The organism is Tenacibaculum piscium, assembly GCF_021390755.1.
In the GTDB taxonomy this organism is placed as follows: domain Bacteria; phylum Bacteroidota; class Bacteroidia; order Flavobacteriales; family Flavobacteriaceae; genus Polaribacter; species Polaribacter piscius.
Window position 1 is genome coordinate 776,029 of the sequence record NZ_JAJGWR010000001.1, and the last position, 25,429, is coordinate 801,457.

The 25,429-nt window shown below is 32.0% G+C and carries 22 protein-coding genes; 8 read left to right on the forward strand and 14 right to left on the reverse strand.

Annotated features, from left to right (window positions below; all coding sequences use genetic code 11):
• Window positions 1-72: 72 nt before the first annotated feature.
• Window positions 73-1,260: a tRNA 2-thiouridine(34) synthase MnmA gene (gene mnmA, locus L0U72_RS03695; RefSeq protein ID WP_101916953.1), complete on the forward strand. Its 1,188-nt coding sequence runs from the start codon at window positions 73-75 to the stop codon at window positions 1,258-1,260.
• 34 nt (window positions 1,261-1,294) lie between these two features.
• Window positions 1,295-2,236, forward strand: coding sequence for an NAD(P)H-dependent flavin oxidoreductase (locus L0U72_RS03700; protein WP_233898439.1), 942 nt, complete (start codon window positions 1,295-1,297; stop codon window positions 2,234-2,236).
• A 595-nt stretch (window positions 2,237-2,831) separates the two neighbouring features.
• Here L0U72_RS03700 and ribB read toward each other — a convergent pair.
• The 6 genes from ribB to tpx all read right to left on the reverse strand — a co-directional run bounded on the left by ribB (window position 2,832) and on the right by tpx (window position 10,168).
• Window positions 2,832-3,983: a 3,4-dihydroxy-2-butanone-4-phosphate synthase gene (ribB, locus tag L0U72_RS03705; RefSeq protein WP_233898440.1), complete on the reverse strand. Its 1,152-nt coding sequence runs from the start codon at window positions 3,981-3,983 to the stop codon at window positions 2,832-2,834.
• A gap of 2 nt (window positions 3,984-3,985) precedes the next feature.
• Entirely contained in the window at window positions 3,986-5,437 is a 1,452-nt protein-coding gene (locus tag L0U72_RS03710) for an LptF/LptG family permease (protein ID WP_233884225.1), read from the reverse strand.
• Between the two features lie 136 nt (window positions 5,438-5,573).
• On the reverse strand, window positions 5,574-6,227 hold the full coding sequence (locus L0U72_RS03715) for a LolA family protein (protein WP_233897747.1): 654 nt from the start codon (window positions 6,225-6,227) through the stop codon (window positions 5,574-5,576).
• A gap of 101 nt (window positions 6,228-6,328) precedes the next feature.
• Window positions 6,329-9,256: a DNA translocase FtsK gene (locus L0U72_RS03720; protein ID WP_233898441.1), complete on the reverse strand. Its 2,928-nt coding sequence runs from the start codon at window positions 9,254-9,256 to the stop codon at window positions 6,329-6,331.
• Window positions 9,257-9,283: 27 nt separating this feature from the next.
• Entirely contained in the window at window positions 9,284-9,664 is a 381-nt protein-coding gene (locus L0U72_RS03725; RefSeq protein ID WP_233884222.1) for a diacylglycerol kinase family protein, read from the reverse strand.
• A gap of 6 nt (window positions 9,665-9,670) precedes the next feature.
• A complete protein-coding gene (tpx, locus tag L0U72_RS03730; protein WP_101916959.1) occupies window positions 9,671-10,168 on the reverse strand; it encodes a thiol peroxidase in 498 nt (165 codons plus the stop codon).
• A 123-nt stretch (window positions 10,169-10,291) separates the two neighbouring features.
• Here tpx and L0U72_RS03735 point away from each other — a divergent pair, with 123 nt between their 5' ends.
• The gene (locus L0U72_RS03735) at window positions 10,292-11,686 is read left to right on the forward strand and encodes an MATE family efflux transporter (RefSeq protein ID WP_145993203.1); all 1,395 of its coding nucleotides are present in this window, start codon (window positions 10,292-10,294) and stop codon (window positions 11,684-11,686) included.
• Between the two features lie 21 nt (window positions 11,687-11,707).
• On the forward strand, window positions 11,708-11,932 hold the full coding sequence (locus tag L0U72_RS03740) for a hypothetical protein (RefSeq protein ID WP_058885356.1): 225 nt from the start codon (window positions 11,708-11,710) through the stop codon (window positions 11,930-11,932).
• Between the two features lie 73 nt (window positions 11,933-12,005).
• Here L0U72_RS03740 and L0U72_RS03745 read toward each other — a convergent pair whose 3' ends face one another.
• Complete coding sequence (locus L0U72_RS03745; RefSeq protein WP_233898442.1) at window positions 12,006-14,213, reverse strand: endonuclease MutS2; 2,208 nt, start codon at window positions 14,211-14,213, stop codon at window positions 12,006-12,008.
• A gap of 37 nt (window positions 14,214-14,250) precedes the next feature.
• On the opposite strand from L0U72_RS03745, the gene ung reads away from it, so the two are divergent.
• A complete protein-coding gene (gene ung, locus L0U72_RS03750) occupies window positions 14,251-14,913 on the forward strand; it encodes a uracil-DNA glycosylase (RefSeq protein WP_233898443.1) in 663 nt (220 codons plus the stop codon).
• On the opposite strand, the gene L0U72_RS03755 is transcribed toward ung, so the two are convergent.
• From L0U72_RS03755 to L0U72_RS03780, 6 genes are all read right to left on the reverse strand, one after another.
• Entirely contained in the window at window positions 14,900-15,931 is a 1,032-nt protein-coding gene (locus tag L0U72_RS03755; protein WP_233898444.1) for a glycosyltransferase family protein, read from the reverse strand. The genes ung and L0U72_RS03755 overlap by 14 nt on opposite strands.
• A gap of 14 nt (window positions 15,932-15,945) precedes the next feature.
• A complete protein-coding gene (locus L0U72_RS03760) occupies window positions 15,946-16,815 on the reverse strand; it encodes a UDP-2,3-diacylglucosamine diphosphatase (RefSeq protein WP_101917056.1) in 870 nt (289 codons plus the stop codon).
• A 229-nt stretch (window positions 16,816-17,044) separates the two neighbouring features.
• Window positions 17,045-20,398 carry a preprotein translocase subunit SecA gene (secA, locus tag L0U72_RS03765; protein ID WP_233898445.1) on the reverse strand — a complete coding sequence of 1,118 codons (3,354 nt, stop codon included), beginning with the start codon at window positions 20,396-20,398 and terminating at the stop codon, window positions 17,045-17,047.
• Between the two features lie 133 nt (window positions 20,399-20,531).
• Window positions 20,532-20,753 carry a DUF2795 domain-containing protein gene (locus L0U72_RS03770; RefSeq protein WP_101916964.1) on the reverse strand — a complete coding sequence of 74 codons (222 nt, stop codon included), beginning with the start codon at window positions 20,751-20,753 and terminating at the stop codon, window positions 20,532-20,534.
• Between the two features lie 78 nt (window positions 20,754-20,831).
• A complete protein-coding gene (locus L0U72_RS03775; RefSeq protein ID WP_233884214.1) occupies window positions 20,832-21,440 on the reverse strand; it encodes a cob(I)yrinic acid a,c-diamide adenosyltransferase in 609 nt (202 codons plus the stop codon).
• Window positions 21,441-21,476: 36 nt separating this feature from the next.
• Entirely contained in the window at window positions 21,477-21,881 is a 405-nt protein-coding gene (locus L0U72_RS03780) for an acyl-CoA thioesterase (protein WP_233898446.1), read from the reverse strand.
• Window positions 21,882-22,053: 172 nt separating this feature from the next.
• Here L0U72_RS03780 and dnaA point away from each other — a divergent pair, with 172 nt between their 5' ends.
• From dnaA to L0U72_RS03795, 3 genes are read left to right on the forward strand one after another with little or no spacing between them, the layout of a single operon-like run.
• Window positions 22,054-23,478, forward strand: coding sequence for a chromosomal replication initiator protein DnaA (gene dnaA, locus L0U72_RS03785; protein WP_233898447.1), 1,425 nt, complete (start codon window positions 22,054-22,056; stop codon window positions 23,476-23,478).
• A gap of 5 nt (window positions 23,479-23,483) precedes the next feature.
• Complete coding sequence (locus L0U72_RS03790; RefSeq protein WP_233898448.1) at window positions 23,484-23,963, forward strand: low molecular weight protein-tyrosine-phosphatase; 480 nt, start codon at window positions 23,484-23,486, stop codon at window positions 23,961-23,963.
• Window positions 23,953-24,660 (forward strand): SAM-dependent methyltransferase, encoded by a 708-nt coding sequence (locus tag L0U72_RS03795; protein ID WP_233898449.1) that lies wholly within the window; start codon window positions 23,953-23,955, stop codon window positions 24,658-24,660. Before L0U72_RS03790 ends, L0U72_RS03795 begins: the two co-directional genes overlap by 11 nt.
• Before the next feature lie 118 nt (window positions 24,661-24,778).
• On the opposite strand, the gene L0U72_RS03800 is transcribed toward L0U72_RS03795, so the two are convergent.
• On the reverse strand, window positions 24,779-25,324 hold the full coding sequence (locus L0U72_RS03800) for a peptidoglycan-binding protein LysM (protein ID WP_233884207.1): 546 nt from the start codon (window positions 25,322-25,324) through the stop codon (window positions 24,779-24,781).
• Window positions 25,325-25,429: the final 105 nt, after the last annotated feature.

Here is a 25,429-nt window from a genome sequence, read left to right on the forward strand (position 1 = left end):
GTTTTTTCCATTGTAGAAACTTCCCAAAAAACAGAAACTTATTCGTAAATTTGTGGCTTACAAAAGTAAAAAATGAAAAGAGTAGTAGTAGGACTTTCGGGAGGTGTAGATAGTAGCGTAACGGCGTATTTGTTAAAAGAACAAGGCTATGAAGTTATCGGCTTATTTATGAAAAATTGGCACGATGATTCGGTTACAATTTCCGATGAATGTCCGTGGTTAGAAGATAGCAATGATGCAATGCTTGTTGCTGAAAAATTAGGAATCCCATTTCAAACAGTGGATTTAAGCGATCAATATAAAGAACGTATTGTCGATTATATGTTCAATGAATATGAAAAAGGACGTACGCCAAATCCTGATATTTTATGTAATCGAGAAATTAAATTTGATGTTTTTATGGACATCGCTTTAAGTTTGGGTGCAGATTATGTAGCAACAGGACATTATTGCCGAAAATCAGAAGAAATTATTGATGACAAAGCAGTTTATAAATTACTAGCAGGAAAGGATTCGAATAAAGACCAATCGTATTTTTTATGTCAATTATCGCAGAAACAGCTTGAAAAAGCTATGTTTCCAATCGGTGAATTAACAAAACCCGAAGTGCGAGAAATTGCTCAAAAAGCCGATTTAATTACTGCCGATAAAAAAGATTCTCAAGGATTATGTTTTATCGGAAAAGTACGTTTACCCGATTTTTTACAACAAAAATTACAACCCAAGGAAGGTGTAATTGTCCAAATTCCAGCAAGTTTTGAACCGTATAATCGTGAAACTCCATCTTTTGAAAATAAAGAAGCTGAATTAGCTTATTTCGCAACAAAATTTTCTTACAAAAAAGAAAGTGGAAAAACAGTTGGTAAGCATCAAGGGGCACATTATTTTACCAAAGGACAGCGAAAAGGCTTAAATGTTGGCGGAACAAAAGAAGCATTATATGTTATCGAAACCGATGTGCATGAAAATATCATTTATACAGGAGAAGGTAAAAATCACGCAGGTTTATATCGAAATGTATTGTTTGTTTCTAATGAAGAATTGCATTGGATTCGTCAAGATTTAGCGTTAAAAACAGGCGAAACGATGCAAGTAGAAGCAAGAATACGCTATCGTCAAAAATTAGAAAAAGCAACTTTGCATAAAGTTGAAAGTGGCTTATATGTCGAATTTGAAAATAAACAATCAGCAATTCAAGAAGGACAATTTGTTGCTTGGTATATAAATGAAGAATTGTTAGGCTCAGGAGTAATATCTTAATATTTTTTGTGAATTTTTATAAAATTTAAAAAAAATGCAAAATAAAATAACACAACTTTTCAATATAAAATATCCAATTATTCAAGGTGGAATGGTGTGGATTTCTGGTTGGAAATTAGCTTCCGCAGTTTCTAATGCAGGCGGTTTGGGATTAATCGGCGCAGGGTCGATGTATCCTGATATTTTGCGTGAACATATTCAAAAATGTAAAAAAGCAACCGATAAACCTTTCGGTGTAAATGTACCAATGTTGTATCCTGATGTTGAAAAAATAATGGATATTATCATCGAAGAAGGTGTTAAAATTGTTTTTACATCCGCAGGAAATCCGAAAACTTGGACAGCCTTTTTAAAAGAAAAAGGAATTACGGTTGTTCATGTTGTGAGTTCTGTGAAATTTGCCTTAAAATCCGAAGCGGCAGGCGTAGATGCAGTTGTTTGTGAAGGTTTTGAAGCGGGCGGACATAACGGACGAGAAGAAACGACAACGCTTACTTTAATTCCGATGGTTAAAGAAAAAGTGCAAATTCCTGTAATTTCTGCAGGCGGAATTTCATCAGGAAAAAGCATGTTAGCAACCATGATTTTAGGAGCAGATGGCGTTCAAATAGGAAGTCGTTTTGCGGCAACTTTAGAATCGTCAGCACATGCTAATTTTAAAGAGAAAATTATTGCTGTTCAAGATGGTGATACACAACTAACATTAAAAGAATTAGCACCTGTTCGCTTGATTAAAAATAAATTTTATCAAGATATTCAGGAATTATATCAGCAAAAAGCAACCGTTTTAGAACTCAAAGAATTATTAGGAAGAGCAAGAGCCAAAAAAGGAATGTTTCAAGGCGATTTAAACGAAGGAGAACTTGAAATTGGTCAAGTTGCTGGGTTAATTCATCAAATTAAATCCGCCAAAGAAGTTTTAGATGAAATTGTAACAGAGTTTGAACAAGTTAAAAAAGCGGTACAATTGTTATAATTTTTTTTGAAGCAATTTCCCGCTTTCCGCACTCGCTTTTTTTTGAAGAAAAATCAAAAAAAGAGCTCAAACAAAGCTTCAATCGGGGCTAGAAATTTGAGTTTTATTTTAACTTTTTTACAAGTTATTTTATTTAAGTTCAAAAATATCAGAGCCTGTTTAAATTTCATCTAAAAAAGTTTTATAACAGAAAAATAGTATGGCAAGGGGTTAAAACCCCTTGTTTTAAAATAAAAATGTGTCAAAGGGATTTTATTTCAGTTTCCCATCCTAATTTGCCAGAATTTTTAGCTTTTTTTGTGATTTTAGCTTTTTTTAACAAGGGGTTTTAACCCCTTGCCGTCATTTTTTGCCACTATATTTTTTTCAGATGATTTTGTCAATTCGAGTGATTTTAATGACTAAAAGGAATTAAAATTGTATCGAGAATTTGAATTTTTATGTTGATGAATTTGATACTAAAAAGTTCTCGATACAATTTTTTTGAAGGAAAAAAATCACTCGAACTGACAGTTTATTTAATTTTTAAACAGACTTTAAAATAAAAAAAAGGAAGCTATTTAAAGCTTCCTTTTTTATCTTATAAAATAAGTTTTTAATAATTTACATAATCAACAATTTCCAAACCATATCCGATAATACCGACACGTTTGGTTTGTTGGCTGTTAGAAACTAAGCGTAATTTATGAATTTTTAAATCGTGTAATATTTGCGCTCCGATACCAAAATCTTTAGAATCCATGATAACTTTAGGAGCTTTCATTTCTCCATTCGCTTGATTTTCTTGTAATAAATTCAATCTTTTGAGTAAGTTTAGCGCTTGACTCTGCTGATTGATAAATAAAATAGCTCCTTTTCCTTGGTCGTTTACAAGCTTGAACATTTGATCTAGCTTTTTATCGGCATTACTGGTTAGTGTACCAAGAATATCGTTATTAATTAAGGTAGAATTTATACGTGTTAAAACAGGTTCATTATGGTTCCAAGTTCCTTTTGTTAAAGCGATATGTATTTGATTATTCGTAGTTTGTTCGTAGGCTCTTAAACGAAAATCACCAAAACGGGTTTGAATATCAAAATCTTCTTTTTTCTCAATTAAAGAATCATGTTCCATTCTGTAGGCTACTAAATCTTCAATAGAAACGATTTTTAAATCGAACTTTTTGGCAACTTTTAAAAGCTCTGGTAAACGTGCCATTGTACCATCTTCATTCATTATTTCAACAATAACTCCTGCGGGTTGTAATCCTGCTAAACGAGCAAAATCAACAGCTGCTTCGGTATGTCCTGTTCTTCTTAAAACACCACCGTTTTTGGCTCTTAAAGGAAAAATATGACCAGGACGCGCAAGGTCAAAAGGTTTTGTTTCTGGGTTGATTAACGCTTGTATAGTAAGGGCTCTATCGGCAGCAGAAATACCTGTGGTTACGCCTTTTCCTCGTAAATCTACCGAAACCGTAAAACCAGTTTCCATCGGGTCGGTATTATTATGAACCATCATATTTAATGATAATTCATCACAACGATTCTCGGTAAGTGGCGTACAAATTAAGCCTCTACCGTGGGTTGCCATAAAATTAATCATCTCTGGAGTTACTTTGTCTGCCGCTGCTAAAAAATCGCCTTCATTCTCACGGTCTTCATCATCTACGACAATAATTACTTTTCCATCTTTAATATCTTGAATCGCTTCTTCAATAGAATTTAATTTAACTTTGCTGGTTTTAGTGGATGTTTGTGTTGTCATTTTTATGTTGTTTTCTCTTTTTTAGAGAATATGTTTTTAAATAAGTTACTAATCGGGATAAGAATAAAACTTTTAAAGTCAAATAAACCTTTATCTTTACTGGCTCTAATTGTTAATATGATAGCCAAAGGTAGCATTAAAAATACACTTAGCCAAGAACCTGTGATAGCAGTTAGTGAGCTTTCTTCTGCAAGATTTCTCCCAAAAGTGTTGGTGAAAAAATAGAGAACATAAATAGCAATTGCTAAAATCATTGGCAATCCCATACCACCTTTTCTGATGATAGAACCTAAAGGTGCACCTATAAAAAATAACAATAAACAAGAAAGTGAAAAGGCAACTCGATTATAAAATTCGATATCGTATAAATTTAAGTATTTTCGTTTTCTTTTTAAGGTTTCTTTATTCGAATCATGATTATTGATACTGCGTTCAATTTTGGAACTAGCACCATTTAAGATATTTTGTTGTTCAATAAGATTGAAATTATCAAGCACATTTTTAGCTACTTTTTTATTTACTAAAGAATCAGGATATGCGTGTAAATCTTTTATATCGAGGCTTAAAAATAAATTTTTGGCTCTACTAGCAATAAAAGCATCATAATTAACTTTTAATGTAGGAATAGTGTCTTTTAGCTGATTGATGCTCAGCATATTGTATTGAGTCTTGTATCGTTCTTCTTCTAAGTTTCCACCGCTTAATGATGAAATATCAATATTAATAGTATATTCATCAAAAGAGGCTTGTGAGGCGGGCATTTTTTGACGTTCTTTAAGAGGTGCGCCATTTCGAACATGATGTTCAAAATAGTAGCCATCTTCTAAAACAAGGGTCATATATCGGCTACCTTCTTCGGATAAAATTTCTCCTTTTTTAGCGGTGATAATTTTATTATTTCCTTTTTTAGCCGATAAATCATAAATCATTACATTTTTTAACAGATTTTCTTTTTCACCGTATTTTTCATCAAATTTAATTTGAAAATTGGGTAATTCAGTATTAAAACTTCCTGCAACTAAGGCGATAGCGGGTTGTTTCTTTTTGATGTTTACGCGCATATTTAGTTGTTTTAACATCGCGTACGGATACACATTGTTTAAAAACAGAAAATTTAATCCACTTAAAAAGAGTGTTAAAATAACCAAAGGACGTACCATTCTAGGCAATGAAATTCCTGCTGATTTGGTCGCAGCAAATTCATAATTTTCGGATAAACTTCCAAGCGTCATAATAGAGGAGAGTAAAACTCCGATAGGTAGCGCTTGTGGCGTAACAAGTAATGTCGTATACCAAAGGAATTTTAAGATAATTCCGATACTAATTCCTTTTCCTGCAAAACTATCAAAAGCAAGCCATAAAGCCTGCATTACCAATACAAATAGTATGATTAAGAAAGTTGCTAAAAAAGGCTGTAAGAAGCTTTTTAAAATATATTTGTCTAATGTTTTCACAGAAGCAAAGGTAAGTAGGTTAGTGGTGTAAATAAAAAAAGTTTTGTGAATAAATTTTATTTATTCACAAAACGTACTATTAAATATAATATTTAGTGATGTTTTTATAATTGAACATCAATTTTATTTATTTTAATTAGTCTATAAAATAACCTTGTTTTAAATATTTTTGTTTGTCAAATGAAAATAAATTACTTGAAATAGGTTGATTACTTTTAAATTTTACGATAGTAAAAGTTGTTTCAGCACCGTTTGAACCTATTTGAATTAACTTATAAATATGTTTTGTTTTAGCATCGATACCAAGCATTACTTTTACAATATCAGAATTACTATCTATTGGAAATAAATCTACAAATTGGACTTTTCGTCCGTTATTATTCTTTAATTTTCCCATCGAAAAAGTATAGCCTTTCTTATAGAATGTCAATAATTTAGAAGGATAAATAAAGCCATCATCTTCGTCTAAATCGCTATCAGAAATGGTTATTTCTTTTTCATCCTGATTGATAACCACAAGTTTATTTCCATCAAAAATAAAATTATTACCCAGATAGTTTAGGTTATATTTTTCACCAGCGAGTTTAATTTCGCCACGGATAGGGGTATCGTTTATAATTCCTGCTTCTTTGTTGATTAAAGAAGAATTAAAATCGATAAACATATTGGAATAAGCACCCATTTTGTTGGCTACTTGGTCTAATAATTCTTTAGCTTGAGAAGAGGTATTTTGACCGATTGTGTTAAAACTTATAAATAATGCAATTCCTATTAATGCTAATTTTCTCATGTATGTATATTTAATTTTTCCTGTTCTATAACAGGAGTATTTTTATAAGTATGCGTTATAATTCTTGATTATTATGTACACTTTTAATACTTTAGAAATCGTTATTTTATTTCGTCTTCTAATAATTTTTCTAGTGCGATAAAATCAGGAACTAAAACCTTTCTTGCTTTACTTCCTTCAAAAGGACCTACAATACCAGCGGCTTCTAATTGGTCAATAATTCGACCTGCTCTATTGTATCCTAATTTCAACTTTCGTTGCAATAAAGATGCCGAACCTTGTTGTGCGGTAATAATAACTTCCGCCGCAGTTTTAAATAATTTATCTCTATCATCAATATTGCTATCAAGATTTGTGCCAGTTTCTTCGCCAACATATTCTGGTAATAAATATGCTTCAGGATATGCACGTTGTGAGCCAATAAAGTCGGTTATTTTTTCTACTTCAGGCGTATCGACAAAAGCACATTGAATACGAATTAAATTATTTCCTCCAGAATACAGCATATCTCCACGACCAATTAATTGATCGGCTCCAGGAGCATCTAAAATAGTTCTTGAATCTATTTTAGAAGTTACTCTAAAGGCAATTCTAGCAGGGAAATTGGCTTTAATAATTCCTGTAATTACGTTTACAGAAGGTCTTTGTGTCGCTACAATTAAATGAATTCCAATGGCACGTGCTAATTGTGCTAAACGGGCAATTGGCGTTTCTACTTCTTTACCAGCGGTCATAATTAAATCGGCAAATTCATCAATTACCAATACGATATACGGTAAAAATTTATGCCCATTTTCAGGGTTTAATTTTCGAGCTTTGAACTTTACATTATACTCTTTAATATTACGAACCATGGCATTTTTAAGCAAGTCGTAACGAGCATCCATTTCCATACAAAGTGAATTTAAGGTATGTACAACTTTGGTGGTATCGGTAATAATTGCTTCTTCTGAATCGGGTAATTTTGCTAAATAATGACGTTCAATTTTATTAAATAATGTCAATTCTACTTTCTTCGGATCGACCAAAACGAACTTTACTTCCGCAGGATGTTTTTTATATAAAAGAGATGTTAATACGGCGTTTAATCCAACTGATTTTCCTTGTCCTGTTGCACCAGCCATTAATAAGTGAGGCATTTTAGCTAAATCAACCACAAGTGTTTCGTTGGAAATAGTTTTTCCTAAAGCAATTGGGAGTTCCATTTGACTTTCTTGAAATTTCTTTGAGGAAATAACGGAATGCATAGAAACAATAGTCGATTTTTTATTAGGAACTTCAATACCAATAGTTCCTTTTCCAGGAATTGGAGCAATAATTCGGATTCCTAAAGCGGATAGCGAAAGGGCAATATCGTCTTCTAAATTTTTAATTTTCGAAATTCGAACTCCTGCATTTGGTACAATTTCATATAAGGTAATGGTAGGTCCTACGGTTGCTTTAATTTCAGAAATTCCAATTTTATAGTTTTGAAGCGTGGTTACGATTCGTTTTTTATTGGCTTCTAATTCTTCGGGATCTATAGAAATAACTTCGTTATATTCTTTTAATAAATTAAAGTCAGGAAATTTAAAATGTCCTAAATCTAAGGTTGGATCAAACTCACCAAAATCGTTTACCAATTGGTCTGATAAGTTTTCAGCAACACTTTTTTCTTCAGAATTTTGTTCAACAGCAACTTTAATTTCTTTTATTGTTTCTTCAGGAACTTCAATTTTAGGAGTATCGTTAGGTATTTCTGATATTGTTTTTACTGTTTCAGGTTGTGTTTTCTCTGCTGTTTTTTCTGTGGTTATTTCAGGTGTTATTTTTTGTGTTTCGGATTGTTTTTCAGTTTCTTTTTCAACGGTTTTTTCTTCTGATGGTACTATGTTTTTTTCGTTGATTTCATTACTTTTATTTTCAGGAATCAAAGGTTCATCTAAAGTTTCTTCAGATATTTCAGGTATTTTGCTTATGGTTTCTGTTGGGTTTTCTTTTACAATTTCTGTTGGAGTTTCTTCATAAGAAGGTTCTTTAATAGGAAAATCAACAGTAATAGGTGTATCTTCTAACGCTTCATTAACTGATGCTCTATCAACTAAATATTCATTTATTAACGCTTCATTTTCGGAATTTCTATCTACTGATGCTTCAATTTTTTGTGTTGATATTTTTACTTCAGCAGTATTTTCAATAATATTTTCAGCGGTATTTTCTGGTGTATTATTGTTGTGTTCAACGGGTGCTTCAAAATTAGGAATCGGTGTTTGAGTACTTGTTTCTTGTTTTTCTTGTCTTTTTTCGATGGTTTCATCAATTATGATGTTCCTATTTTCGGCAGTAGTTGGTTGGTTGTTTTTAAAGTTTTGGTTGTTTAAACTTTCGTTTCTTAAATTTTCTTTTAGTTGTTGTTCTTTTAGTTCGTTCTTTTTAAGTTGATTTTCTTGAACTATTTTTATTTTCTGATTAATTTTTTCAGGTGTAATTTTAAATCTGATAATTAGATAGGCAATCAACCAAAAAAACAGTAAAATAATAACGCCTGTTTTTCCTAAAAATGTTTGAAAATAAGCATTTAATTCAAAGCCTATAATTCCAGGTAAAATGGCGTTTTTAGGTGCTGAAAAACCTAAGGTAATTGCAATCCATAACATGATTAATAACGACCAATTCCAAGAGGTTATTATTTTCCTTAAATTGGTTTGTAATAAAATTCGAGCTCCTGTAAAAAACAGAGCGACAGGTATCAGAAAAGCACCTAAACCAAAGCCTTTATAAATAAAAAAATTACTTAAAATAGCGCCTATTTTTCCTAATAAATTTTTGGTAACAATTGTTTTATCGGAAAATTCTGATAACGTGCTTTGATCTTCTTGCCAAGAGAAGAAAAAGGAAATAAAAGCAACGATTAAGAATATCGAAAAAAGCACTAAAAAAGCGCCTAAAATAGTTACGTTTTGTTTTTTCGAGAAAAAAGAAGCAAGTTTAGTTCTAAAAAAAATAATTTTAGATTGATTCTTTAGTGTCGGTATCTTTCTTTTTGCCATGTATTTATGTTAGAAATAAATTGAAAGCTACAATATAGCTATTATTTTAGGAAGGTAGATTATTCCAGCAATAATCAAGGAAGTTAGTGCCGCAAAAGCTGGAGCTCCTGCGGCAATATCTTTTATGAATCCTATTTTTTCATGATACTCAGGATGTATAAAGTCAGCTATTTTTTCAACAGCTGTATTTAAAGCCTCTGCTACTAAAACAACACCGATAATCAAACATTGAATTAACCATTGTGTTATCGATATGTTAAAATACCAGCCCAAACAAGTCGCTAAAAAGCCGAAAAAAAGCTGTGTTTTAATACTATCTTCCGTAGTAATTAGAAGCCACATTCCTTTAAAGGCAAAGGTTACACTACGTAATCTTCCTTTTATAAAGCCATCATTTGGGTTTTTCATGTAATATTATAAGGCGCTTAAAGCAGCTTGATAATTTGGTTCATCAGCAATTTCGCTTACTTGCTCGGTATGGGTAATTGTTCCGTTTTCGTCAATAATAACGATAGCACGAGAATGTAAACCTGCTAAAGGACCATTTTTAATCTCTAAACCGTAATTTTTTCCAAAATTTCCTGTTGAAAAATCAGATAACATAACCACGTTTTCAATTCCTTCAGCGCCACAAAAACGACCTTGAGCAAAAGGTAAATCTCTAGAAATACATAAAACTTTAGTGTTTTCTAAGTTGGCAACTTTTTCATTAAATTCTCTTACAGATGTTGCACAGGTTCCTGTATCAACACTTGGGAAAATGTTTAAAATTAATCGGCTTCCCGAGAAATCTGCTAATTTTTTAATTGATAAATCGGTAGCTACTAAAGCGAAATCAGTTGCTTTACTACCAACTTCTGGTAAATTTCCGATAGTGTCTATTGCGTTTCCTTGTAATGTTATTGAAGCCATTTTGTGTATTTTTTTCGGTATGTTTTATAAAAAACAAAGATAATTAAATTAATTAAAAAATGAAGAAGATAAAGACCTAGCGTATTAAAAAAGTTATCTTCGCGCTTTGAAATAATATACGCTTTGAATTTACAACAATATACATCAGAATTTAAATATAATTGGCAACTAGCGGCTCCTGTAATGCTCGGAATGTTAGGGCATACTTTTGTTAGTTTTGTCGATAATATCATGGTTGGTCAATTAGGAACAGCAGAATTGGCAGCGGTTTCTTTGGGAAATAGTTTTATGTTTATTGCCATGTCATTAGGAATTGGATTTTCGACAGCGATTACGCCTTTAATAGCTGAGGCAGATTCTTCTAATAATTTTAAAGAAGCAAAATCAACTTTTAAACATGGGTTGTTTTTATGTACTGTCATTGGAATTTTAATGTTTTTATTATTATTTTTTTCAAAGCCGTTAATGTATTTAATGAAACAGCCTACTGAGGTTGTTGCTTTGGCGATTCCTTATTTAGATTTGGTGGCATTTTCTTTAATTCCGATGATTATTTTTCAGGCATTTAAGCAATTTAGCGATGGTTTATCGATGACTCGCTATCCGATGTATGCTACTATTTTAGGAAATGTTTTAAACGTACTTTTAAATTATTTATTAATTTTCGGGAAGTTTGGTTTTCCAGAAATGGGAATTGTTGGAGCGGCTTACGGAACGTTACTTTCTCGTTTTGTGATGGTTTTACACCTTTGGTGGATGCTAACTCAAAAAGAGCGTTCGAGAGCATTGGTTACGAATATTAAATTTTTTGTATTGGATAAATTAATGCTTCAAAGGATTATTAATTTAGGAACACCGAGTGCGATGCAAATGTTTTTTGAAGTTGGTATTTTCACTGCTGCGATTTGGTTGAGTGGATTATTGGGAAGAAATGCACAAGCGGCAAATCAAATTGCGTTAAATTTATCTTCGATGACTTTCATGGTTGCGATGGGATTAAGCGTTGCTTCGATGATTCGGGTAGGAAATCAAAAAGGTTTGAATAAGTTTATAGATTTAAGAAGAATTGCTTTTTCTATTTTTTTATTAGGGATTCTTTTGGCAATCGGATTTGCAACTTTATTTTATTTATTTCATAAATCGCTTCCTAATTTATATATTGATTTAAGCGATGCTGAAAATTATGCCGACAATATGGAAGTAATGAAAACTGCGGCAAACTTATTGATCGCCGCGGCAATTTTTCAAATATCTGACAGTATTCAAGTTGTTGTTTTAGGTGCTTTGCGAGGTTTGCAAGATGTTAAAATTCCAACATTAATTACCTTTATATCGTATTGGGTTATTGGTTTTCCGATTAGTTATTTTTTAGGAACAGCAGAAACCTACGGAAGTTTTGGAATTTGGTTAGGATTATTAGCAGGATTAACTACGGCATCTATTTTATTATTTATTCGATTTAATAGATTATCATTAAAATTAATTAAAGAAAATCCCGAAATTACTGGGAATAAATAAAATATTAATACTACATTTTTTATGGAATTACCTAAATTTTTATTAGCAGATAACAGCAATCACCCCGAAGACGTTTTCGTATTACATACGGAATATCCACGTTTTTTAATCAATTTAAAAGATGATGAAGTAGAGTGGTTTGAAGATTTATCGGGAGAAATGGAAGAAGATATAACAACAGAACTTGCCGATTTAATGGACAAAGCAGGCGAGTTTTATGATAAAGAAATGGAAGGTTTAGAGTAATTTTCAAGATTTTACATTAAGACCTCACAGGTTTTTAAAACCTGTGAGGTCTTAATGTAACTAAATATAAAATTTATTTTTTGGCACGTTCGACCAATTCTAACTGTTCTATTTTTGCTTTGGTTGTAAAAAAACCATAATTGATAAAAACGGAATTTTTTTCAATTTTATCGATAGTTCCTACGGAGTTTCCATCAATTAAACGTACTCTGTCATTTATTTTATAGATATACGAAGCTTTTTCTAGGGCTATTTTTTTGGCTTCTTCTTTTTTCTGTTCTCTAATTTTGATTACTTTTTGAAGCACTTCTTTTTCTGTTTTTTTGATGGCTTCTTTTTGTTTTTGATTGGTAATTAAATCTTGTTTCTTTTCTATTTTAGATAATTTTTTAAGCGGTGCTTTTTTGATGCGTTTCGTATTTTCGATCGCAACCCATTTAAAGAATTCGGTTGATAATTCTTTTTTATTATTGGTTTGAAAATACTTGTTTAACAGCTCGTTTGTTTTTCTTCCTAAAGAAAGCATTCGTTGATTATTGTCGTATAATTCTTGAAAACCAGAGAGTTTGCTTTGTATTTTTTCTTCTTTTTCTTGTAAACTATCGATATGTTCTTGCCCTTTTGATTTTTGTTTAACCAAGCTATCAGACGTTTTTTGTAAGCGATTTCGCTCTTTCTGAAGATTAGAAATAGTTTTATCTAAACGGATTTTTTCAGTTTCAACTCTCTTTTTAGCTCTATTGATAATGCTATACGGAATCCCATTTTTCTGAGCAACTTCAAAGGTAAAAGAACTCCCTGCTTGCCCGATAAATAATTTATACAAAGGTTCTAAAGTTCGCTCGTCAAACTGCATATTTGCGTTGGTTACATTGTCCAATTCGTTGGCTAAAACCTTTAAATTAGCGTAATGTGTAGTGATAATTCCGAAGGCTTTTCGCTCGTAAAACTCTTCTAAGAAAATCTCTGCTAAAGCGCCTCCTAATTCAGGATCTGAACCTGTACCAAATTCATCAATTAAAAATAGGGTGTTATCGTTACATTTTCTCAAAAACGAACGCATATTTTTAAGGCGATAACTATACGTACTTAATTGATTTTCTATGGATTGATTATCGCCAATATCGGTTAAAATAGTATTGAATAATGTTGTTTCACTGCGTTCATGCACAGGAATTAACAAGCCACTTTGCAACATTAATTGCAATAAACCGATGGTTTTTAACGTAATACTTTTTCCACCAGCATTTGGTCCTGAAATAACAATAATTTGTTGTTTTTCGTCGAGTCGAATGGTTTGCGGAAAGGTTTCTTTATTTTGGTCTTTATTTTTTTTCCATAAAACAGGATGAAATGCATCTTTAAAAAATATCTTTTTTTCTTTTGATATTTTAGGTAATAATCCGTTGATACTTTTGGCATATTTTGCTTTTGCACCTACGGAATCTAAATGCGTTAAAAACACTAAGTATTCTTCTAATAAAGGCGTATAAGGATTAATTTTACTGGCTAAAGCTCTTAATATTTTAACAATTTCTTGTTTTTCATCATAGATTAAATTTTGTAATTCTCGGCTAAAAGTAAGTGTTGCTTGCGGTGCGATATATACAATTGCACCCGTTTTTGAAGCGCCTAATAAACTTCCTTTTACCTTACGGCGATGCATGGCGGTAACTGCTAAAACTCGTTGATTATCAATAACAGTTTCTTTAATGTCGTCTAAATATCCGTTGGCAATATTTCGTGTTAAAGCGTGCGAAAAACTTTCTGATATTTTACCACGGATATTACCAATATCTTTTCGAAGCTGTTTTAAAACTGGCGAAGCATTATCGGAAACAGTTCCGTGAGCGGTAATTATTTCTTTAATGCTATCTGAAACAAAAGTCGTAAATTGTATTGTATCACTTAAAGAAAACAGCGTAGGGTAGTAGGTTTGAAATTTCTTCAAGAACTTTTTTTGTTCATTGACTGTTTCGGTAACCGTGGCAATTTTTAAAAAAGCATCGGTTTCTAAAAAGCTGTTTTCGATAGTTAATCGTTTTGTTTCTTGGGTGATATCTTCAAAAAAATGATTTGGAAGTCTGTTTTCATTTTCAAAAGAAGCAAGATATTCGTTCACTAAATTTAACTCAAAAAACAGCTGTCTTTTATTTGATATTGGTTGAATTTTTAGGGTTTGTTCTTTTCCTAAATTTGTAATACAATGTGTTGCAACTTGTTCTAAAACTGTTGTAAATTCTAAATCTTGTAGCGTTTTATCTGAAATGTTTTTATTCAAAATAGTATATTTGAAACCGAAGCAAAAATAACAAACAATGGCGTTAAATATTCCTGATAATTGGAAAAATATTTTAAAAACAGAATTAGAGAAACCGTATTTTAAATATTTAGCTGATTTTATTGATGATGAATTTAAAAAGAATACTTGTTTTCCTGATAAAAAAGATATTTTCAAAGCTTTTACTGATTGTTCTTTTGATGCGTTAAAAGTCGTTATTATTGGACAAGATCCGTATCACGGAAAAGGGCAGGCAAATGGTTTGTGTTTTTCGGTTCAAGATGGCGTTAAGCAACCGCCGTCATTGGTGAATATTTTCAAGGAAATCGAAGCTGATATGCAAATTTCACCGCCTATTTCTGGTGATTTATCTCGTTGGGCAAAGCAGGGAGTTTTGTTGTTAAATGCGACTTTAACGGTTCGAGAAGGCGAGGCAGGAAGTCATCAAAAGCAAGGTTGGGAAACCTTTACAGATGTCGTTATTCAAAAAATATCCGAAGAAAAAACGGGCGTGGTTTTTTTACTTTGGGGAAAATTTGCCGAAAAAAAAGGAAGTATCATCAATTTAGAGAAACATATTGTTTTGAAAGCACCGCATCCATCTCCATTAGGAGCTTGGCGAGGTTGGTTTGGAAGTAAACACTTTTCAAAAACGAATGCGTTTTTGAAAAGTGTACACCAAGAAACTATCCAATGGTAGCAACGGGAAGTGTTGTTTGCGGATTGTAATTTTGATTATAATAAGGAGCTAAAACGCTGTCTAAAATATCTTGGGTAGCATCAGGATAATTTACGTTAATAATTTCTTTAGATGCCGTCCATCGAGTAATTTTTAAGACTTGTTTTTTATTGAAATTTTTCAAAACGGTAACGCCCATTTCTTTTAATGAAAGTGCGTTGCATTGTTGTTCATATTGATTTTTCATCGGAATCACCAATAATTTTTTCTTTAAAAACAAGGCTTCTGCAGGAGTTTCAAAACCTGCTCCACAGATAACGCCTTTACAAGAACTGATGCTTTTCATAAAACTATCGCCATTTATTGGTTTTATAATCACATTATTTTTGATGATATTTTCTTTGGTATGTTTCGAGAATACTTCCCATTTAATATCGTCAATTTTAGAGAGAATTTTGATGATTTTTTTATCACCATAAGCAGGAAGATACACGGTATAATGTCCTTTATTAATAACAGTGCTATGTCTTATTTTTTTGCGTATAATTGGCGTAAATATTCTTGAGGAATAGCTTTTAAAATGAAATCCGAATTTCTTTTTTACGGGTGCATAATATTTTAAAATAAGTCTTTCTAGTCTAAGCGTTCCATATTTTGGCGCATTTTTATCGAGTACCGCACTTTGATGACTTAATGAAATAATCGGAGTGTTTTTAAATTTGCTAGCCCAAGCGGTTATGGGTTCAAAATCATTAATAATTAAGTCGTATTGTTCTATCGGAACTGATTTAATTTCATTGAATAAATTTTTAAGTTTTGCTTTTTTGATAGTTTCCCAAAAGTCGATACCGCCTTTTTTTCCGAAGATAAAACTCAAACCATAATATTTATATTTCACTTCAAAAGGAAGTGCTAAATCACATTGGTAGCCACTAATTAACACATCGACTTCTCCTTTTTGTTGTAAATAAGGGAGTATTTCAGTAGCTCTACTTGCATGTCCGTTTCCTGTTCCTTGAAAAGCGTATAAAATTTTCATAAGTGTAAATTTTGTTATTTGTTGATGTTAAACTCTTTTAAAAGTTCTTCAAAAAGTTTGTTATTACTACTTTCTGCGTCTAAAAATTCGACTTCATTACTATTTAATCGGTCGTCTAATTTTTGGGCGATTTCATCTTTTTCGTATTCATATAATGACCACGTTTTATCGGTATATTCTAAGGCTGATAAATTTTCAATCCAATCACCAGAGTTTAAATACGTAGTTTCACCTTCTTCATTTTGTATAACTCTTATTTCAGGCTGATGTATATGTCCGCATACTACGTAATCATAATTGCTAGAAATAGCGATATCTGAAGCCGTTGTTTCAAAATCATTGATGAATTTTACAGCACCTTTTACGCTGTTTTTTATCTTCTTAGAAAAGGATAATTTTCCATATCCGAGTTTATTACTAGACCAATTAACGGCAGTATTTATCAGAATTAAAATATTGTAGCCAATGCTTCCTAATTTTGCCAGCCATTTTGAATGTTGCATGGTAACATCAAACACATCGCCATGAAAAAACCAGCCTTTTTTTCCATCAATATCCAGAACGAGTTTATTGACAATTTCAAAACTTCCAAGTCGAAATCCTTTAAATTTTCGAAACATTTCATCATGATTTCCTGTGATGTAATACACTTTTGTTCCCGAGGTGATAAAAGACATTAATTGCTTAATAATCTTCATGTGAGATTTTGGAAAATAACTTTTTTTGAATTGCCAAATATCAATAATATCACCATTTAAAATTAAAATTTTTGGATTTATAGATTTTAAATAATTGTGCAATTCATTGGCACGACATCCGTAAGTACCAAGGTGAAGGTCGGAAATAACGGCAATTTCTAAAGCTCTTTTCGAATTTTTTTTCATCTTTTTTTTCATCTTAAAAAGGATACTTAAACGATATTAACGACACTTGCTGTGTTTTATCAAATATACTTTTTGAATGTGTTTTTAAAGAGAATTATTTGTGAAGTATTGGTAATCAAATAGTTTTGTAAATGTAAAAAGTGATTCTAGAATCATTAAAACGATATCTATAAAACCAAAAAAAGCTCAGTTTTCACCGAGCTTTTTTTAGATTTTTATACTATATTATTTAAGAAACCAATACCCAAGTTCCTGCTTCTAATAGCGGAATTGCTTGTTTATATTTCACTTCTTTTTGTTCGCCGTTCATCACATTTTTGATGACAACTTTTTCGTTACGTCCAACTTTCGGTTCTTCACGTACAATTGTTTCTGTAATTGGTAATTCTTCTTGCGTTTGCTGATTACGAGCGCTATTCATCGCTTGTTGCGAAGAATTTTGAACTTCCTCTTTACGAGTATCTAATTGCTGAATTTCTTGTTGTTCAGGAGCTTCTGTTACTTGATCGACATCTTGGCTTGGTAAATGTCCTTTAAATAAGAAAGATAAAACTTCTTTATTAATAACATCAACGGTTGCTTGAAACAATTCAAAAGCTTCAAATTTATAGACTAATAACGGATCTTTTTGTTCGTAGGTTGCATTTTGAACGGTTTGTTTTAGTTCGTCCATTTTACGTAAATGATCTTTCCAGTTTTCATCAATAATTGATAACGTAATATTTTTTTCAAAATCGTTCACCAATGATTTTCCTTCCGATTCGTACGCTTCCTTTAAGTTGGTTACCACTTGTAATGTTTTTGAACCATCAGTAAAAGGAACAATGATGCGTTCGTAGCGGTCGCCTTCGGTTTCAAAAACATTTTTGATGACAGGAAAAGCCGTATGTGCGTGTCGTTCGGTATCATTTTTATAATGTGCCGAAACAATAACATATAATTTATCGATTATTTCTTGTGCAGTTAATTTATTGAATTCTTCTTCTGAAAAAGGAGAAGTCATTGCAGAGAAACGAATCAATTCGAACTCGAAATTTTTGTAATCGTTATTGGCTTTATTTTGAGTTACGATAGAATTACAGGTATCATAAATCATGTTGGCGATATCAATCTGTAAACGTTTTCCATCTAAGGCATGACGACGACGTTTGTAAACAAATTCACGTTGTGCATTCATAATATCATCATATTCTAATAAACGCTTACGAATACCAAAATTGTTTTCCTCGACTTTCTTTTGCGCTCTTTCAATAGATTTTGAAATCATCGAATGTTGAATTACTTCTCCATCTTTTAAGCCCATTCTGTCCATCATTTTGGCAATTCTATCAGAACCAAATAAACGCATTAAATTATCATCCAAAGCCACATAAAATTGGGTTGAACCAACATCTCCTTGACGACCTGCACGACCACGTAACTGACGGTCAACACGACGAGAATCATGACGTTCTGTACCTACAATTGCCAAACCTCCAGAGGCTTTAACTTCTTCGGATAATTTAATATCTGTACCACGACCTGCCATGTTGGTAGCAATGGTTACAATACCAGGTTTTCCAGCTTCGGCAACTACGTCGGCTTCTTTTTTGTGTAATTTTGCATTTAATATATTATGAGGAATTTTACGCATTTGTAACATTCTTCCTAATAATTCTGATATTTCTACGGATGTTGTTCCGATAAGTACTGGACGACCTGCGTTTGATAATTTTACAACATCTTCAATAACGGCGTTGTATTTTTCACGGGTAGTTTTGTAAACTAAATCTTCTTTATCATCTCTTTGGATAGGTCTGTTTGTTGGAATTTCAACAACATCTAATTTATAAATTTCCCAAAATTCTCCAGATTCTGTAATTGCCGTACCTGTCATTCCAGATAATTTGCGATACATTCTAAAGTAATTCTGTAAGGTAACGGTTGCAAAAGTTTGGGTAGCATCTTCGATGTTTACATTTTCTTTTGCTTCTAAGGCTTGATGCAATCCATCAGAATAACGACGACCATCCATAATACGTCCCGTTTGTTCATCAACAATCATTACTTTGTTGTCCATCACTACGTATTCCACATCTTTTTCAAAAACAGTGTATGCTTTTAAAAGTTGATTCATGGTATGAATACGTTCACTTTTCACGCTAAAATCACGATATAAAGCTTCTTTTTTATTGGCTTTATCTTCAGGAGCATCATCGCTTTTGTCAATTTGACCAACGATAACACTAATATCAGGCAATACGAAGAATGTATTATTTTGTGTTTTTTCTGATAAATGATTAATTCCTTTATCTGTTAAATCAATTTGATTATTTTTTTCTTCTACGGTAAACCATAATTCGTTATCTACCTGAGGCATTAACTTATTATTGTCTTGCATATAAAAGTTTTCGGTCTTTTGAAGAATTTGTTTGGTTCCTTCTTGAGATAAAAACTTAATTAAGGCTTTATTTTTAGGAAGTCCTCTGTAAACTCTAAATAATAAGAAACCACCTTCTTTTTCGTCGCCAGCTTTTAATAATTTTTTAGCTTCTGCTAAAACGCCTACTAAATATTTATTTTGAATAGCGACTAAGTCGGCAACTAGCGGTTTTAACTCGTTAAATTCATGACGATCTCCTTGCGGTACAGGTCCAGAAATAATTAAAGGGGTACGTGCATCATCAATTAAAACAGAATCGACTTCATCAATAATGGCATAATTAGGCGCTCTTTGTACTAAATCATCTTTTGATGATGCCATATTATCACGTAAATAATCGAAACCAAATTCGTTATTTGTTCCGTAGGTGATATCGGCATTATACGCTTTTCTACGTTCTTCGGAGTTTGGCTGATGAAAATCAACACAATCCGTAGATAATCCGTGGAATTCAAAAATAGGCGCCATCCACGCTCTATCTCGTTTTGCTAAGTAATCATTTACCGTTACAACGTGTACACCGTTCCCTGTTAGGGCGTTCAAATAAACGGGTAGGGTAGACACTAAAGTTTTCCCTTCACCAGTCATCATTTCGGCAATTTTTCCTTGATGTAATACCGAACCACCAATTAATTGGACATCATAATGAATCATATCCCAAGCAACTTCTTTACCCGCAGCATCCCAAGAACTTGCCCAAAAAGCTTTCTCATCTTGTAAGGTAACGTGGGCTCTTGTTGCTGATAATTCTCTATCAAAAGCAGAAGCAGTTACTTCAACGGCTTCATTTTGGGTAAATCGTTTTGCGGTTTCTTTAACTACGGCAAAAGCTTCAGGCATGATGTCTAATAAAACAGCTTCTGATTTTTCGTATGCTTCGTCTTTTAATTTGTCAATTTTAGTATAAATTTCTTCTTGACGGTCGATATCCGCAGTTAAAACTTCTTCTTCTAATTTTGCAATTTCTTGTGTAAAAGATTTTGTAGCATCATTAATTTTAGTTTTAAATTCGATAGTTTTCGTTCGTAATCCATCGTTTGATAAACTACTTAATGAATTTTCGAAATATCGTACTTTTTCAACAATTGGTTGTAAAGATTTGAGGTCTTTTTGTTGTTTATCACCAACAAAAATTTTTAGAATCGAGTTTAACACGCTCATTTTTAAAATATTTTTTTATGACTTATTAACCGTTATTATAAGTCTTTGATAAGTCTATTATAGGTATGTAATTTGATGCTTAAAAGTAAGCAAAAAAAAAGCCTCTTAAAAGAGACTTCTTATATTTGTATTCTTAGTATTCGTCCTCGTTCCAAAGATAATCTTCTTCTGTCGGATAATCAGGCCAAATCTCAACGATTGAATCATAAGAATCACCTTCATCCTCAATGTCTTGTAAGTTTTCAACCACTTCTAGGGGTGCTCCCGTACGAATAGCATAATCGATTAATTCGTCTTTCGTGGCAGGCCAAGGTGCATCTGCTAAATATGAGGCTAGTTCAAGTGTCCAGTACATTTTTTTTATCTGTTTAAGTAAAGATTATTACAAAAATAATTTTTTATTTGTAATAAGCCAAGTGTTTTTTTGTTGTTTTTATCGTTTTTCAGGAGTCCATTTAACCTCCGTTACTTTTAAGTTTTTGGTCAATTTTCGTGCCAGTACAAATAAGTAGTCAGAAAGTCGGTTTAAATAACTTAAAATAGCTAAATCAATCGCTTCTTCTTCGTGTAAAGCCACCGATAAACGTTCCGCTCTACGACATACACATCTCGCTATATGACAAAATGACACAGTTTCGTGTCCGCCAGGTAAAATAAAATGAGTCATTTGTGGTAAATCGGCATTCATTGCGTCAATTTCATCTTCTAAAAATTGAATAGAACCATCGGTTATTGTATCAATATTTAAGCGTTTTTTACCATTCTTTAACGTTTCTTTTTCGGGAGGTGTAGCAAGCATTGCTCCTAAAATGAATAAATCACCTTGGATTTTAAGTAACGTTTTTTGAATGTTTTTAGTGCTATTTTTATCGGTGTTTTCAGTATTATTTTCAGTGTTGTTTTTATCTCTGATTAAGCCGATATAAGAATTTAATTCATCGACTGTACCATAACTTTCAATGCGTAAATGATGTTTTGCAACACGAGTTCCGCCGAATAAAGCAGTAGTGCCTTTGTCGCCTGTTTTCGTATATATTTTCATTGATTTTTACTTTTTTATACGTTTTTATGATTTTTTTCACCTACTTTCTGTTAATTTTTCTAAAATATATTCAGGACAACGCATTGGTTTTTTAGTTTTTTTGTTCATAAATGCTAAGGTTGTCTTAGCGGTCGCAATTAATTCGTTGTGCTGATTTGTTATTTCATAGTCAAATTCTATCTTAACGGCAGGCATTTTTTTGATGCTAGTTGTAATGGTTATTTCATCATCATATAAAGCCGATTTTTTGAAATTACAGGACAATGAAATAACAGGAAGCATTACTCCTGAAAGTTCCATGTTTTTGTAAGTAATGCCCATAGAACGTAGTAATTCAGTACGTCCGACTTCTAAATATTGTGCATAATTACCGTGGTAAACTACGCCCATTTGATCTGTTTCAGCATAGCGAACTCGAATGGTAGTGTTGTTTTTTTTCAAAGTATATTTTGTGTTTAATTCACAATAACATTACGCAAATAATAATTAAGAACCAATAGGGGATTGGTTTTTTTATCCTGAATTTTATTCACATTTTTGCAGTCTGTTATGGCAACCCTCTAATCCTTATAAAACAGATTAAAATTAACACCTAAAATTGTTTTTAACACACATGACTAAAACTGCTGATTCAGTTTGGAATGAATGTTTGTTTTTCATCAAAGATAACATTAAACCCCAGGCATATAAAACTTGGTTTGAGCCAATTAAACCTGTTAAGTTGGCGGAAGAAGCTCTTACAGTTCAAGTACCTAGTAAATTTTTTTATGAATGGCTAGAAGAGCATTATCTTAAATTATTAAGAGTTGCGTTGGTTAAACAATTAGGGAATGATGCAAAGTTAATTTATGATGTGCGTATGGAAAATACGTACAGTAGTAATAGTCCGCAAATAGTTAAAATCCCGAGTTCTAATCGCAGGGCTGTAAAGCCTCAAAAAGTAGCCGTTCCTACGGGGACTAAAAGAGAACTTAAAAATCCTTTTGTAATCCCTGGTTTACAGAAAGTTAAGATAGAGTCACAACTAAATCCGAACTATAATTTTGTTAATTATATTGAAGGTGCCGCCAATAGATTGGCACGTTCAGCAGGAATGGCAGTTGCCAATAAGCCTGGAGGAACATCGTTTAATCCGCTGTTGGTTTATGGACCCGTTGGACTCGGAAAAACACACTTAGTTCAAGCAATTGGCGTTGAGGTAAAAGATAAATATCCTGATAAAACAGTTTTATATATTTCTTCAGAAAAATTTACCCAGCAATTTGTTGATTCCGTAAAATCGAATACTCGAAACGACTTTATTCATTTCTATGAAATGGTCGATGTTTTAATTATTGATGATGTCCAATTTTTATCAGGAAAAACAGGTACGCAAGAAGTGTTTTTTCATATTTTTAATCATTTACATCAAAATGGAAAACAGGTAATTTTAACCTCGGATAAAGCACCCGTGGATATGAAAGATATCGAATTACGATTATTATCTCGTTTTAAATGGGGATTATCCGCAGAATTACAAGCACCCTCTTTTGAAACACGTGTGTCTATTCTTCAAAATAAATTGTATCGAGATGGGCTTGAAATGCCTGAAGATGTTATTGAATATATCGCCAAAAATGTAAAAGCAAATGTGCGAGAATTAGAAGGTGTAATTATTTCGATGATCGCTCAAGCTTCTTTTAATAAAAGAGAATTTACCGTTTCATTGGCTAGAGAAATTGTTGATAAATTTGTTAAAAATACCAAACGAGAAATCTCTATTGAATATATTCAAAAAGTAGTTTCAAAATATTTTGATATGGATGTGGCAACTTTACAATCGAAAACACGTAAAAGACACATTGTTCAGGCACGTCAATTGGCGATGTATTTTGCTAAAAGATTAACTAAATTATCTTTGGCAAGTATTGGAAGTCAGATTGGTAAGCGAGATCACGCCACCGTATTACACGCCTGTAAAACAGTCGATAATTTAAGAGAAACAGACAAGCAATTTAAAAAATATGTTGATGAATTAACATCAAAATTAGCACTTTAATTACTATGTCAATCAAAAAAAAACAAAAATATAAAATACTGATGGTTTGTTTGGGGAATATTTGCCGTTCGCCATTGGCACAAGGTATTTTAGCTTCAAAATTAAATGAATCTTTTACAGTCGATTCTGCAGGAACATCGGCACATCATGTTGGCGAAACGCCCGATAAAAGATCGGTTGAAGTTGCTCAAAAATACGGTATCGATATTACAAAACAACGCTCACGTCAATTTAAAAAATCAGATTTTAATGAATTTGATGTAATTTATGCGATGGATTTGCAAAATTATAAGAACATTATTGCAATGGCAACGACATCAGCAGAAATTGAAAAAGTAACCATGATTTTGAATGAAATTGCTGCTGAAAATAACGAAGTTCCTGATCCGTATTATGGCGGAAATCAAGGCTTCGAAAATGTATATAAAATGTTAGATAAAGTGTGTGAAATCATCGCTTCAAAATTAGAAAATAATGAAAGGTAAATTATACTTAATTCCAACGACGTTAGGCGATACCGAACCTTTAGAGGTAATGCCTATTTCTGTTAAAAAAGTAATTGAACATCTTGATTATTTTATTGTAGAAAATGAAAAATCAGCAAGAGCATTTATTAAAAAAATTACACCTCATAAATCGCAACCTGCTTTAGAATTATTGTTGTTAGATAAATATTCAAATGACATTGAAATACAACATTATTTAGATACTTGTGAGAAAGGAATTTCTATCGGGTTACTTTCCGATGCAGGTGTTCCTGCAGTTGCTGATCCTGGGGCAAGTATTGTGAAATTAGCTCACGAAAAAGGAGTTCAAGTAGTGCCGTTAGTAGGTCCTTCTTCTATTTTAATGGCGATGATTGGTTCGGGAATGAATGGTCAAAACTTTGCCTTTAATGGGTATTTACCTATTGATAAATCAGAAAGAAAAAGAGCGATTAAAGACCTGGAAAAGCTTTCAAATGTTAAAAATCAATCGCAAATATTTATTGAAACGCCGTATCGAAATGAAAAAATGTTAGATGATTTAAGAAATACATTATCTGCGGATACACGTGTTTGTGTTGCCTGCGATATTACGCTTCCATCAGAATATATTAAAACATATACGGTAAAAGAATGGAAAAATACAAAAACAGATTTGCATAAAAGACCGACTATTTTTATCATTCATAAGTCCTAATTATTGAAAATTATCATAATTAAGAATTATCAAAAAAACATCAAAAAAAGACCACTTTATAAAGTGGTCTTTTTTGATGTAAAATAGTTTAAAATCTGTTATGTTTTAATTAAAGAGATTAAAGAGTTGGTTTTTTATTCGCATCAATACGAGAAACATCGTATCCTGAAAAATCATTCATATATGATTTTATTGAGGTTCCATAAGCATCATTAAAGCGAATAACACCATGTGAACGTAAATATTTTTTAACATTACCAGCACCGCTTAAATGAGCTGCCGCTAAAATCCCAGATTCTGTAATTTTAGTTCCATTGATAATTTTTCCAACACTTCGTTTAATATCTTTTCTTAAAATCCATTTATTTACCTGACAATATGCGATAAATGCTTTTTCTTGTAATTCTGGCGTTTTAAGAAAATTACTGATATTGTAAATTCTAAATCTTTTTAAGGTTTCTTTTCCAAATTGATATTTTCCTAAATAACCAAGCGTATTTATTACTCGATATTTTCCTTGTGATTCTTTAAAAGCTAAGGCTTCTTTAAAACCAACAAAGTTTTTTAATAAAAAAGGGAAACTCAATTCTTCAACAGGATATCCTGTTCTTTTTGGAGTAGTAGTAGTTTTTTCAATCTTTGTTTTTGGTGTTGTAAAACTCATCAGTAGTACAAATCCTATAAATGTAATTCCTAAATGCTTGATAATTAGTTATCTTTCTGTTTTGCGGTGCAAATGTACACTATTTTTTAAAAAACAAAACTAATT